The sequence below is a fragment of the Streptomyces sp. MK37H genome (genome assembly GCF_018035285.1).
Lineage (GTDB): Bacteria > Actinomycetota > Actinomycetes > Streptomycetales > Streptomycetaceae > Streptomyces > Streptomyces endocoffeicus.
In genome coordinates, this window is record NZ_JAAAYH010000262.1 from 1 (window position 1) to 12,910 (window position 12,910).

General features: G+C 65.0%; 11 protein-coding genes, 1 tRNA gene and 2 pseudogenes. 7 read left to right on the forward strand and 7 right to left on the reverse strand.

Features of this window, described 5'->3' with window-relative positions; all coding sequences use genetic code 11:
- Positions 1-54: 54 nt before the first annotated feature.
- The 3 genes and pseudogenes from GWI24_RS29440 (at position 55) to GWI24_RS29450 (ending at position 1,775) form a co-directional block, all read left to right on the forward strand.
- A pseudogene (locus GWI24_RS29440) lies at positions 55-575 on the forward strand (hypothetical protein).
- An 84-nt stretch (positions 576-659) separates the two neighbouring features.
- Positions 660-1,232 carry a hypothetical protein gene (locus GWI24_RS29445; protein ID WP_210948923.1) on the forward strand — a complete coding sequence of 191 codons (573 nt, stop codon included), beginning with the start codon at positions 660-662 and terminating at the stop codon, positions 1,230-1,232.
- Positions 1,233-1,484: 252 nt separating this feature from the next.
- The gene (locus tag GWI24_RS29450) at positions 1,485-1,775 is read left to right on the forward strand and encodes a hypothetical protein (protein ID WP_210948924.1); all 291 of its coding nucleotides are present in this window, start codon (positions 1,485-1,487) and stop codon (positions 1,773-1,775) included.
- A 162-nt stretch (positions 1,776-1,937) separates the two neighbouring features.
- Here GWI24_RS29450 and GWI24_RS29455 read toward each other — a convergent pair whose 3' ends face one another.
- Both GWI24_RS29455 and GWI24_RS29460 read right to left on the reverse strand, forming a co-directional pair.
- Complete coding sequence (locus tag GWI24_RS29455; RefSeq protein ID WP_210948925.1) at positions 1,938-2,465, reverse strand: SRPBCC family protein; 528 nt, start codon at positions 2,463-2,465, stop codon at positions 1,938-1,940.
- A gap of 387 nt (positions 2,466-2,852) precedes the next feature.
- Positions 2,853-3,317: pseudogene (locus GWI24_RS29460) on the reverse strand (tyrosine-type recombinase/integrase); the annotation flags it as partial.
- Positions 3,318-3,774: 457 nt separating this feature from the next.
- On the opposite strand from GWI24_RS29460, the gene GWI24_RS29465 reads away from it, so the two are divergent.
- On the forward strand, positions 3,775-4,371 hold the full coding sequence (locus tag GWI24_RS29465; RefSeq protein ID WP_210948926.1) for a hypothetical protein: 597 nt from the start codon (positions 3,775-3,777) through the stop codon (positions 4,369-4,371).
- A gap of 233 nt (positions 4,372-4,604) precedes the next feature.
- Positions 4,605-5,963: a restriction endonuclease gene (locus GWI24_RS29470; RefSeq protein WP_281790812.1), complete on the forward strand. Its 1,359-nt coding sequence runs from the start codon at positions 4,605-4,607 to the stop codon at positions 5,961-5,963.
- Between the two features lie 604 nt (positions 5,964-6,567).
- On the opposite strand, the gene GWI24_RS46960 is transcribed toward GWI24_RS29470, so the two are convergent.
- Positions 6,568-7,149: an endonuclease domain-containing protein gene (locus GWI24_RS46960; protein WP_210948927.1), complete on the reverse strand. Its 582-nt coding sequence runs from the start codon at positions 7,147-7,149 to the stop codon at positions 6,568-6,570.
- A gap of 660 nt (positions 7,150-7,809) precedes the next feature.
- Between GWI24_RS46960 and GWI24_RS29480 the strand changes: the two genes are divergently transcribed.
- Positions 7,810-9,168, forward strand: coding sequence for a hypothetical protein (locus GWI24_RS29480; RefSeq protein WP_210948928.1), 1,359 nt, complete (start codon positions 7,810-7,812; stop codon positions 9,166-9,168).
- A 172-nt stretch (positions 9,169-9,340) separates the two neighbouring features.
- On the opposite strand, the gene GWI24_RS29485 is transcribed toward GWI24_RS29480, so the two are convergent.
- On the reverse strand, positions 9,341-9,631 hold the full coding sequence (locus tag GWI24_RS29485) for a hypothetical protein (RefSeq protein WP_210948932.1): 291 nt from the start codon (positions 9,629-9,631) through the stop codon (positions 9,341-9,343).
- 596 nt (positions 9,632-10,227) lie between these two features.
- The gene (locus GWI24_RS45635; protein WP_308344126.1) at positions 10,228-10,506 is read right to left on the reverse strand and encodes a hypothetical protein; all 279 of its coding nucleotides are present in this window, start codon (positions 10,504-10,506) and stop codon (positions 10,228-10,230) included.
- A 79-nt stretch (positions 10,507-10,585) separates the two neighbouring features.
- Between GWI24_RS45635 and GWI24_RS29490 the strand changes: the two genes are divergently transcribed.
- On the forward strand, positions 10,586-11,341 hold the full coding sequence (locus tag GWI24_RS29490; protein WP_210948929.1) for a GntR family transcriptional regulator: 756 nt from the start codon (positions 10,586-10,588) through the stop codon (positions 11,339-11,341).
- Positions 11,342-11,482: 141 nt separating this feature from the next.
- Here GWI24_RS29490 and GWI24_RS29495 read toward each other — a convergent pair.
- Positions 11,483-11,569: transfer RNA gene (locus GWI24_RS29495), tRNA-Ser, on the reverse strand.
- A 39-nt stretch (positions 11,570-11,608) separates the two neighbouring features.
- The coding region (locus tag GWI24_RS29500) for a S1C family serine protease (protein ID WP_210948930.1) at positions 11,609-12,910 on the reverse strand (1,302 nt) is incomplete at its 5' end.

Sequence of the window (12,910 nt, forward strand, 5' to 3'; positions counted from 1 at the left end):
CACCGAACGGACGACGGCCCCTCGTCCCCCGTCTCTAACATCCGCACCGTGACGATCGGCGAAGCAAGGGAACTCGTTGACGAAGCCCCCTACGTACGCTTCCAGAGCCCGGTCCGGAACGAGCGCGGCTACTACTCCGGGGTGTTCGGCCTGGTCAACGGCCTGGCGCGGAGCGGGAAGCTGAGCGCTGACAGGAACGCTTCCGACGGGCCAACAATGACTGGTACAACGCGGCCTATCCAGACCCCTCGACCGTGGATCCGACGGTCTACGACCACGAGATCCACCCCGGCGCGGCGGCCTGGTTCAAGCCCACGTCCCAGGACCTGATCAAGCGGGTGGACGGCTACCTGGAGATCCTTGCCGCCCATGGCATCGAGTGCCGGATGATCCGGTCGTCGAATCCGGGGAGGATCGTCTACGAGGACGCGTACCAGATCGTCGTCGTGCCGCACGAGGCCGAGGGCGGCGGAACAGGCCGCTCCGGCTGCGAAGCACAGGAGCCAGATGCACGGCTGCCGACCGATGGAGTAGTTGTCCGGTCCGACCGGGTGACGCCGCGCGCGAACGAGTGATTCAGGTGGTTTTCCTGCTGCCAGGTGGAAGGGAAAAGGTGGCATTCATGCGCGAACAGTACGCATGAGCACCAGGGAGGAAACATGCCGATACAAGCGAGCGCGCTCGTGCGCGGCAGCTCGGTGCTGGTCACCGCCGCGGCGACCGTCGCCATGCTGGCCACCCCTGCCGAAACCACCGAAGCCAAAGCCCACAACGGGCGGCCAACCGACGGGCGGGCGGCCGAGACCAAACAGATCGCGTCCTCGGTCCTGGACGCCGACGAGAACGTCAAGTTCACCCTGACCGCGATCCGGTCCACCGTCGACCCGCTGAGGGCCTCCGTCCGGCTGATGGCCTTCGCCCGGCAGCACGGCCGGTTCGTGCTGTCGGACGAGGTGCGGGTCGGTGCGGTGGACAGCTGGTTCTGGTTCCCGGTCACCGGGCGGGGCGCGATCTGCGAGTTCTCCACGGCGAGCACCAACCCCGCGCCCGTCACCGCGAGCCTGCTGATCACCCCGGCGATCGGCTGCTCGCCGCCCGAGCGCTTCGAGCTGCGGGACGGGAAGTTCAAGGCCGACGGCCACAGCGCACGGGCCCCGCACGGCGGAGTGAGCACCGGTGGTGGCGGCATGGCCCGACGGGCCGCCGCCCAGGGAGCGCCGGCCGGCGCGTAGGCATTGCACCCCGCACGGGCTCAAGGCGGCCGCCGAGTAGGCCGACCGGGCCGTGTGGCGCACCATGCGCCACTTCACCCATGGCGGGTGGGGTGGCGCTTTCTCGTTCCCGGGGCACGACCCGTTCGTAGCCGATGAGGAGCACTGGCAGCGCTCACGCGAGCCATGAGTGCCTGTCAAGCGACGGCCTCTAGCAATAGGTCAGGAGGCGGTCGGCGTCTCCTCCGGATCGTGTCTGAGCAGGAGGCAACGATGCGTCGTATCGGGCTTATGGCGGCGTCGGTGATGGGTGCGGTGCCCCTCGCCCTGTCGCCGACGGGATCAGCCGTGGCCGCCGAGGGCACCCTGACCGTCGGCCTGGCCACCCACACCAACCCCAGCGGCTGTTACACGACGAACGTCTGGCCCATGTTCGTGGCCAACAACACCAACCAGGTCGCCACCGTCTTTGACCTCCCGAACTGCCAGGGGCACCCGATCAGCCAGGTCAGGCCGAACGAGTCCAGCGTCTTCGAGTTCGGCACCAGCGTCTCCATCTCCTGACGCCCGGAGTACGGAAGCGGACTGGTCGGTGGAGTGGTACGCGGAGCTCCTTTGGCCTGCTGCTTCCCGGCTTCCCTGACACGCGGGCGTGCGGAAGGGGTGCCCCTTGAACCATGGGCACCCCTTCTGACAGCTACGCCACGCGAGATCGGGAGCAGGTGCTCATATGCTCCGGCTTCGGACGTCGCGGGTCATCGCCTCGATCGTCGCTGTCATGTTGCGTCGGAGTTGGTCCAGCCGTCCTTGCAGGAGCGCTGCGGCGTTCTCGGGGTCGGCCCGCACCGCCGCGCGGGCTCCGCTGTCGCCCGGCCCATGGATGAACGACTGACGGACCACCGTCTGACCCTGCCGTGCGGCGGGCCGTAGATCGTAAGTCCAGGTGGCGAAATGCTCCTCGGTTTCCGGGGAGCCCCCGAACACTCTCCAGCCGAACGAGTACGGCCGGTCCGCCGCGACGACCATGCATACGACCTGCGTGACAAGCCCATTGGGGAACCGATTGCGGGCCTCGAAGCGCGCCCCGACCGCTGGTTCACTCCAGCCGTCCAGCCAACCCGCGTACGTGCACTCCGGGCTCCAGTCACCGATCCGGGAGAGGTCCGTGATCGCCTCCCAGAGCCGGTCCACGGGCGCGTCGACGGATAGTTCGACCTCTGCTCGGGCGCCAGTCACGCCGAAATCCTGATCCATACGAGGGCAGACCGACCAGACGACGAAAACTCATCGCAGCCCCTCCGACTCAGAAGGCCCCGGACAGCAGCCCCGGGCCAAGGCCAGCCCGCCGTGCCGGACCTTCCCGGCCCAACCAGCTCATCGCACAGGGATTGATCGAGGGCTGACGCGACCCGCAGCTGGCCCGCAGCTGGCCCATACGCACTGGTCGAACCTGGGACACAGGCGAGACAGGGTGAGACAGCGGACACGCAGAAAGGGTGCCCCGAAGCAGGGGCACCCCTTCTGACCAGCTACGTCGCTGACCTGCGCGGAGGCTGAGGGATTTGAACCCTCGGTGACATCGCTGCCACGACGGTTTTCAAGATCTCTCGGCGATCATGGGGCCGATCGCTCTGCCACAGGTCAGAGGGGTGCGAGCGCCCCAGCGGAGCCGTCGTCATCGTCGTCGTGCCCGCTACGTGCCCCAGGCTCATGGTTGTGCCCGCTGAGCCAGGAGTCCGCTGCTTCGGCCACCTGGTCATCACGTCCGGCGACCGGCCGGGCGTAGTGCCGAGTCGTGACGCTCGCGTTCGAGTGGCCGAGCCGGTGAGCGGCGGTCATTACGCCGTAATGATCGGCGACCCACGTTCCGTGTGAGGCGCGCAGATCATGTGGGGTCACGTCGGTCAGCCCGGCGGCCGACACGGCTGGGTCGAAGTACGCCTTGCGCCATTGGTTGTAGCGCAGCGGCTTGCCGCCCGGGGTCATGAACAGGAGCGCGTCATCTCCACCAGGCAGAGTCTCCAGATGTCGCCCCAGCCGCTTCGCGAGCGACGGGCCGACTCGCAAGAGCCGCTTCTGGTGGGACTTCGGTGTGTCGAAGACCAAGGCGGCTCGCTCCGCTCCCCGCGCGCGGCCCGGCCCCCGGCCGGGCCTGCGCTCCTGTCTCCGCCCCGCTCCAGCCCGGTCGCCGCCCGTGCCGCGCGCACAGCAATCAGCCGCCTGATGCCAGAGAAGGGGTACGTCGTGGCTGGGGCCGGTCGGCTCCACGGCTTTAGGCAGCCACTTTGGGGCGAGCCTCTAAGATCATGGCCCCAACGTCGTGCTTTAGCGGGCAGGTCCACAGACTGCCCGACGCGCCGGAAGCTTACGGGGCCATGATCTCTCGCCCCAAAGCAGCTCCAGCCCAAAGCCGCTCCACCGACCTCATAATTCACCTGCCCGCACCACGGGCAGAATGGCACACTTGCCCACATGGAGGAGAAATCTGCACCCTTTGTCGACGAGTCGCTCAAGAGTGGAATTTTTTGGGGGATGGTCGACCAATACGTTCGGCGCGGTTTGGTTGACCTCGAAGAAATTAACGGACGAGGAGGCGATCAACACCGCATTGCTTGATTTCCTCAGATACACAGACGCCCAAGTCGCGACAATCGAGGGGCAGACCGCGTGGTCTGATGACGATGTGCATGTGGTAACCGACCACTGTGACGATCTCCCCAAGAAGGCCGTCTGTGCCATGCACGCCGATGAGCATTGGTTCGCGATTCTCTTCTATGCCACTTGGCTTGAACATTGGGTGAACAATGTCCTGATGAGCCTCAGTGTCCGCTCGGGCGTTCCTGAAGGAGCGGCGGTCGCATTGGTGCGAAGTTGCAGCTTCCACGTGAAGATAAAAGACGTGTGGACATCACTCAAAGCAGCACCCCTAGGAAAAGCACACATACGCATGATGACCGATCTCATGGAATTTAGAAACGGCTTTGTGCACTACAAGTGGCAGTCACGAAGCATATCGGATAAAGATGCCTACGATCAGCGAGTCAAAGAGGTGGCAGTAAGCGCACAAAACCTCGTGACCATCTTGGAGGAACTCGAAGACCAACTCCTTTTCTCTGGGCGACGGAAAGCGCTACGGGCACAGCTTGGGCTCAACGAATAGCTACAGGCTCACGCCTTGGTAACAGCCGCCAGTCGAGTGCGGCAGAGCTGGGCCATCCGAGGTCGCTCAACGGTAGCCAATGACACGCCCTCGGCCAGGAGAAGTCAGGTTTTCTCCCAAAATGACTCCAACCTGCTCGAATCGTTGATATATTCCGGACATTCATTACAGCCGATGCCGTTGAGGAGGCCAGGATTTACGCAAAAATAAATCCCTTCGCGGAATTCACCTCTCTGCAAACAGAGAAAAACCCCCAGCGTCGCGGAGTTGCCTTCGAACGCCTACTTCTACGACTCTTCCGTATTGCTGGCCTACAGGCGGAGATAAACCCGACCATCTCTCTCCCTAGGCAAACCGATCTCATAGCTTCCTACGGAGAGCAGACTTATCTAATTGAGGCCAAATGGGAGGCTAAGCCGGTTTCTGTCGACGTCATAGATTCAGTTGATTCTCGACTTCGCCGCACGGACCCATCTGTATTGGGCGTCGTAATCAGCATGTCCGGATTCTCCAAAACTTGCCTAGAGGAGGTGGTCCGCAAGAGGGGCGAACGGACCATCCTTCTAGTCGACAGCAACGACGTAAAATCCGCCATGTCTGACCCGAGCAAGCTGATCCGCATGTTACGAACCAAATATCAGCGACTTACGCGAATGGGGGAAATTTGGTTTAACGACCCCGCACCAGAACAGAAATCTTACTTCTGGCGCAGCCCCGAAGACGACCACGTAAGCCTGGTTACAGTGGGCGGAACGCCGATCCCGTGGGTTGAGAACAGAGCAGAAAGCAGTAGTCCGATCTTCGGCTCACTTTCCATCCCAATTGACCAACCGTCCCAACACGGCATGGCGTCGATCAAACTTTTCCCCGACGTGCGGTCGCTTGACTCTGTGAAGCAGCTAATTTCCTATCTCCATGATGGCGGAAAGTGTGACGGCGGCTTTAGATGGACCCTCACCAATAGGCGGCTATCTTGGCACGGCGTCGGCCACCCTTCATTGCTCGCCGCACTGGAGCGCGAGAATAGAGAAAATATTCTCGCAGCTCAGGGAAACCCTGGCATAACTCTGCATTGTCACGGCATCGCAATTGATGAGTTCTGGAACCTCTCGGCCGACATTTATGAGGCAACAGAGGCCGACAACTGCGACCTGTCGTTCGTTATGCAAGAGCCCCCTCTCGACATGACGCGCTTCCATCAGATCACAGACACCTTCGGTAGCTGGTGGGAGAGCAGGATGTCTTGGGACTACGGGAATGATTTCACGTTTGGAAATATCGAACCCGGTATCGAGCTAGAGGTGACCGGCTACGTCGTTTCAAATAACCCAGACTATGGAAGCGAAGCAAACGTCATTGGGGTATTGGCTCGGAATCCATTCACTCAACAAAACCCATTCCCGAATAGCCTTTCATCCTCTTGGCGAAAAATTTCGGGGATTATTTGCCATACTGCGCCATACCGGCGATGGACCGATCGTCGAGGCCGCTATTACTTGACGCACTGGGTGCACGCCGAAGCCGCTGGAGCAACCGTCGTTGCCTTCGAAGCAAGTCGGCCCTCGCTGTTCGCCACCCGGAACAGCCGGTAGCCGGGTTGTCCTCGCTGCTGCCGGGATGGCTCGGCAGCAGCGGGCGAGGCTCAGAGACGGCTCACACGATGGCTACGCTCCCTGGACACCCCGCCTCAGGAGCTCGTCATCGACACCGCGAAGCCGCTGCCGCCACTCCCGCCCAGCCTTGGGGTTGCGCCCCATGCCACGCGCCACGGCAGGCTCAGCCCGTTGAGCGGCGAAGGCCCGGCGCTCCCGCAGCTGCTCGACAGAGGCCGGGCAGGTCGGCGTACCAGTTGTCGGAGAGCTTCCAACGACTCAGCACCGCAGAGTGCGGCTAGCAGGATCCTGCCGCACACCAATTTCGAGCACCCGCGATAGCCCGTTGCCCGACCGCACCACAAGCGCACCAGATCGACCGGAGAACAACGGGGAATCGGAGGGAGAGCCGCCCAGTCCGACGACATCACAATCCGAGCGTTTACCCAGGTCAACGCTCAACCGGGCCCCAAATGACCGCAGCTTCCCAAGCTCAGAGCGCGGGTTCGATTCCCGTCACCCGCTCCATAGCGAAGGCCCAAGGTCAGCGACCTGGCCTTGTTCGTTGCCTGCCGTTGACTCGGCATCGTGCCCTAAAGACGGGTTACACGGTTGGTGACCCGATACCGTTGTCGAGCGGTTGGCTGGAGCGCCACTCAGCGAAAGAACCGTCTCGTGAGCGTACGCCGTGAAGATCGCCGTGGAACAGCACCGCTGCCTCTGGTCTGCGTGCCGGGGGATCCGCCAGGTAGGCGTTAACGTGATCCCAGTTTTGCAGGTCGACTGTGAGGCCCTCGTACCATGCCAAGCCACGGGTGTTGCAGTCTCTGCACAGCAGCCCGCGTACGCAATGTCCACACGAGGACCGGCCGGGACAGCAGGCATGATCGTGATCGATGTGCCACCATGACGGCCCCTCCATCGATGGGTCGCCACCCAGTCTGTGGCACAGCGGACATGTGTCGTCCTGAGCTCTGAGGATCGCGTTGACGCGAGCACGCGTCAGTTTATGTCGCCGGGCCTGTCGTTCGGCGTTGCAGCACTGTGGACATACTTTTCCCTTGGGGCCTGCATTGACTCGCCAGAGCTTGTCGAAACACACCGTGCAGGGTTCCAGGGTCTCGACCCATGCGTGGAACTCTTCATCTGTCAATGCGTCGAACTCTTCGTCTGTTAACCAGTCCACGGCCGCAGGCTAGACGCTGCCACTGACACTCCGGAGCTGTGCCTACGCGACAAGATCAAGCGGGTGCTGCGCTCCTCGAACGGGCTGGTCCCCTCCACAACCGGCCCGCGTTATGGGGAACTTCGCGCCGGCCGACGCTGGGCCGCTCGCAGGGTACTGCTCGGCTGACGTTCTGGCATCACCAATTGATATCAACGACGGCGGACGTCGGCGGCATCTAATGCACCGAGGCCACCGCTCGCCCGACAGTTAGGGCCAGCCCAGCCTTGGGCGACCTGGCCGGTGATCGAACTTGTAATGCGGTGATCACCGCCAGAGGGACCGTGCCAGATGCGTGCCAGAACGAACGGCAAGCCACGGTCAGCGCAAGCTAACCGTAGCCGGTGCTCAAGATTGCTTCAGGAGCTGTTTACACAGGTGAGAACCCTGATCAGTCCTGATCGCTCCTGTGATTCCCAAGCTCAGAGCGCGGGTTCAATTCCCGTCACCCGCTCCACACAGCAGAGCCCCAGGCCAACGGCTTGGGGTTCGTTTGCTGCCTGGGCGCTCGGGCTGGCCGAATCCCGGCTTGCGCCCCCTCTGCCCACTTGAGCGCGCTCCGCCAACCGGGCTTACCGTCCCTCCGGCTCATCTCACTGACGTCGCCCGAAGGGGAATCCGGTGAACGAGGACGCGTCAAAGCCCACCGCTGAGATCCTGCGCGAACTAAGCACCACTTCCTACGTACAGATCCGTTCATCCCTCGAACTTGCCGATCAAGTCTCCAAGGCGACCTCTGCTGAGGACGACAAGCGAGCAGGGGACGGACGTGGCCCCCTGCGCCGACGTACCGACTACAGGCCCGTACGGGGAGCCCCTCGATCATTGACACTCACCCCCTGGCAGGTCATCCACGCCATCGGCCTGGGAGCCGCGTCTGCCCGGCAGGGAGCAGGACGCGGACTCGCCGAACACTGGGGCAGCCTGCGCTACAGCCAGGCCCTGGAAGCGAACCGAGGCGGTTATCTGCAACTGTCCGCCGAAGGGCGGGACTTGTTGCGCTTCTACAAGGCCACACAGTCAGGGGAGATCGGCACCGGCTTTGCGTCGTTGTTGGCAGAGCACGTGGTGAGAACCCGATACCCCGATCACTCGGTCTCGGTGATCCCGGCCGACGTCGCGCTGAAGGCTGGTTGGACACTCCGCAGCACCGGCAAGGGCTCCCGCCCCGAGCCGCTGCAGCGGCGACCCCACTTCTTTGTCGAAGCGTGGCAGCCTGGGCAACCGTCCAAGGTCCTCCTCGTCTCCTCGAAGGGCACTCACAGTGCCGTTCATCAGGTGTACAGGCAGCTAGCCACGGCGAGCGCCCACGTGGAATCGGTGGACATCGGGCCGTACAACACGGTTCCGTACCTGCTCATCGACACGGAGATCCCAACCAAGGAAAGTCTCGCCGTGCACATGCTGGAAGCGCCGGGGAAAACCATCCTCAGCCCGCCCGGAGGCGAACCGGGAGCCGACCTTGACCTCACCCTGGAGGACGCGAACAGAGTGGCCGAGGTCATGCGGCCAGGGGAACGGAACGGCGTTGAGACCGTCCCCGGGTTCCAAGTGCTGCCCGAGTCGTTCGCATGGTTCAGCGTCGTATTGGCCCGGACGGAAGCAGCCACGCTGACGGCCTTCACTGGAGGCGGCAAGCCCACCGCCCAGTACCTGACCAAGGAACAGGGGCGACGCCATTTCCAATACGACGTCCAAGCCAACACGCACAAGCTGCGGGATGAAGAGCACCGCATCCACGACATCGACTTCGTGGGCACCGACCACATCTTCCGACTCAACGGCAACCGCGTCGAAACGTTCTCCGGGCTCAAGCGCAACCTCTACATGCACCTCCGAGAAGGGCAGGTCAACGAGTATCGCCGCGAAGTCCACGCTCTGCGCGGGCAGTGGCCAGACCACAACACATCCGAGAAGTGGGACTCGGTCTCCATCCGGGCCGACGGTTCTGTGATGGCTATCCGTCTCAGGGGGGAATGACACGGAATCCCGGGTCGAGGCAGAAGAGGGACTCAGGCCAGGGGGAGAGCACTCAAGTCGCCAAGTGAAGCAGGGAGGTCTCGGAACGTATCCGAGGCTCCCTGCTGTACTGCACATGACTGCTAGCCAGAACTCGCGGGTGGCAAGTCGACCGGCCGATCCACTGAGGGTGCTACTCAGGTGTTTCTAGGCGGTGTCCACGGCTGGTCGCCACGCGCAGCACGTCCCGCAGTGCGCCAGCCAACTTCGCGGCGACGAGCCTCAGTTTCTCCAGATCTTCGGTCTCATTATCGAGTACCTGAACTGCCTGCCCGCGCAGTTCGGCCGCCATCCCGAGTTGCACCGACTCGATATGGTCCGCCAAGCGGGACATGTAGCGCTCCCGGTCGTCGGTGTCCAGGTAGCACGGCTTGCCTTCAGGCCCCGTCCACGGGAGAAGCCTCAGTTCGTTCTGTGCCGTCATCCCTGCGTCTGCCTCTCGGTGGACCTCGCTGCTGGATGTCGGCGCGCTGTCGGGTGCCCAGTCGCTCATTGCTTCACCTCTGGCTGCCTGGCCTGGTCGGACGCCGGGTGACATGGGCAGCCACAGGCCTCGTAGATCAACGGCACGTCGACCGGTGCTGGAGCTGGGGAGGACTCCGCGCAGGCCTGGTGCGTGCCGATCCGGCAGGCGGGCGAGCGGTAGGTGGTGGTCAAGGCGGCCGGGCTGTGGGTCTGCCGTCGAGAGGGCATCAGTGGGCCCCCAGAAGAGCCGACCAGGCGTCGGTCGGCACGTGGGGAGTGACGACAACCGTCGGGCGCTGTCGGGCGCGCCTTTCCCAGGCCAGTACGTACGGGCGGACAAGCGCGGTTTCCTCGCCTGCGAGCGAGTAGCGGTGCCTCGCCCAGTCGGAGGCCCGGCTCAGGACGACCGTCGGCTCGTCAGCAGGCGCAGAGACGGCGGGAGCGGTCCGCGGCGGAGGGGGCGTTAAGGGGCGGCGGTGCCTGCCCTTGGAGAAGTGCCGCGCCCTGGTGAGGGAGACGGCGCGGCGGATACGGTTGAGCACGTTGAATCAGCTCCTATCGCTGAAGGCCCGGTCCCCTGACATCGCCCGTCGTGGGGACCGGTTTTTCTACGACCGCCCGGAGAGTGCGGCCGTTCTGGCAGCTGGCGAGGAGCCCGAACCGATCGGCCTCGGCCACCGCCGCCAGGACCTCCTTCCATGCCTCGGCGGAGAGTGATTCCGGCACCTCCGCTTCGACCGATGTGAATCGGGCGTGCTCCTCCACGCGCGTGGGGAGCCCGACGGCGGACAGCCGGGCGGCGATGGCCGCCGCGCTAACTCCCGGAACGGGCACAGGGCAGCCTCCGTCAACTGGCGATCACTTTCAGTGAAGCTAGTTAACTAGATTAGAGCTAGTGGACTAGATTTTCCATATGCCTGAGCAGCCGCCCTATCTCCGCGTCGCCGACGAACTCCGGCGGCGGATCGCGGAGCACGTATGGGAGCCGGGAGACCGCCTGCCGTCCCGCGCCCAGATCGGCCAGGAGTGCGGGGTGGGCGAGAACGTGGTCCGCCGGGCGCAGGAGTTGCTGATCTCCCAGGGTGTGCTCGAAGGCCGAGCCGGATCGGGCACCTACGTCGCCGAGCCCCGGCAACGGGTGCGGGTCGTCCGGTCGTCGGCGCGCGAGCAGCCCGAGGGGTCGCCGTTCCGCGCGGACATGAAGGCCGTCGGGAAGCACGGCGACTGGGAGAGCCGGACCGACGCCAAGGTGCCGGCCCCGGCGGAGATCGCAGCGCGGCTCGGTATCGCCGAGGGCGAGTTGTGCGTCCGGACGTCATACGAGTTCCTGGCCGACGGCAGGCCCGTGCAGCTGTCGACGAGTTGGGAGCCGTACGACCTCACCGCAGGGACGCTCGTCGTCCTCCCTGAGGGAGGGCCGCACGCCGGGGCGGGCGTCGTGAATCGCATGGCCGTCATCGGAATCACCGTCAGCCATGCCGTGGAGCAGCCGGAGCCGAGGCAGGCGACCGCCGAGGAGGCATCGCTTCTCGGGATCCAGAAGGCTGCGCTCGTCACGCACATCCGGCGGACGTACTACAGCGACCAGGGACGGCCCGTGGAGACGGCGGACATCGTCGTACCCGCCGCTCACTGCGAGATCGTGTACGAGATTCCGATCAATCGGTAGTCGGCAAGGACCAGCGGGTGTCCGGCCGTGCCCCTTCCGTGCCCGATCGGTCGGGGAATCATGGGGAACGGCGGCGCTTGGTGGGGAGCGCGCATGGCGACGGCCCCCGACCGTCTTACCTGGTCAGGGGCCGTTCACTTGCGGAGGCTGAGGGATTTGAACCCTCGGTGACATCGCTGCCACGACGGTTTTCAAGACCGTTCCCTTAGGCCGCTCGGGCAAGCCTCCCCGCGCCGTTCGTAATGGCGCGGGGATCAGCCTAGCGCGTCAGCTGTCACCCTTGCGCTTCCCCAAGGTGACGTCCACCTTGGACACCTTGCCGCCGCGCTTGTAGGTCAGGGTGACCTTGTCGCCCGGCTGGTGGGTCCAGATCTCGCTGATGAGGGTGGGGCCGCTGTCGATGACCGTGTCGTCGAGCTTGGTGATCACGTCGCCGGACTTGAGGCCGGCCTTGTCGGCCGGGCCGCCGGGGACGATGGCGGGGCTGCCACCGGAGCCGTTGGAGGCGATGGTGGCGCCGCTGGTGGAGTCCTTCATGTTGACCGTGGCCTCGATGACCGGGTAGACGGGCTGGCCCGTCTTGATCAGCTGCTCGGCGACGTTCTTGGCCTGGTTGATCGGGATCGCGAAGCCGAGGCCGATGCTGCCGGACTGCTGGGACTCGCCGAGGCCGCTGCCGTTGCCGGCGGACTGGATGGCGGAGTTGATGCCGATGACGCCGCCGTCCGCGTTGAGCAGCGGGCCGCCGGAGTTGCCCGGGTTGATGGAGGCGTCGGTCTGGAGGGCGCTCATGTACGAGGCGTTGCCGCCGCCTCCGTCGCTGGAGGCGACCGGGCGGTTCTTGGCGCTCACGATGCCGGTGGTGACGGTGCCGGAGAGGCCGAAGGGGGCGCCGATGGCGACCGTGGCGTCGCCCACGGCGACCCGGTCGGAGTTGCCGAGCGGGAGCGGGTCGAGCTTGGCGCCCGCGGCGTTCTTGAGCTTGACCACGGCGACGTCGTAGCCCTGGGCGCGGCCGACGACCTGGGCGGTGTACCGCTTGCCGTTGGAGAAGGTCGCGGTCAGCTTGCCGTTGTCGGCGGCCGAGGCGACGACGTGGTTGTTGGTGAGGATGTGGCCCTGCTTGTCGTAGACGAAGCCGGTGCCGGTGCCGCTCTCGCCGTTGTTGCCCTGCGCCTCGATGGTGACGACGCTGGGCAGCGTCTTGTTGGCGATGCTCGACACCGAGCCGGGCGCGCGGCTCTCCGTCTTGGGGTTGCCGTAGGCGGAGACGGTGGTGGTGTCGCCGCTGTCGCTCTCCCGGTCGGCGGCCCAGAAGCCGATGCCGCCGCCGATGCCGCCCGCGACCAGCACGGCGGCCAGCACGGCGGCGACCAGCCCGCGGGGCTTGCGCTCGAAGGGGCCGGAGGACGGTGGCACGGGAGCGGTCCCCCACGGGCCGCCCGGGCCGCCCTGCCCGCCCTGTCCGTCGCCCTGGCCGCCGTGCGGCTGTCCGCTCTCGGCCGACCACCACGCGCCGGACTGCCCGGCGTCCGGGCCGGGGCCCGAACCGGGGCCCGGGGCGCCGGG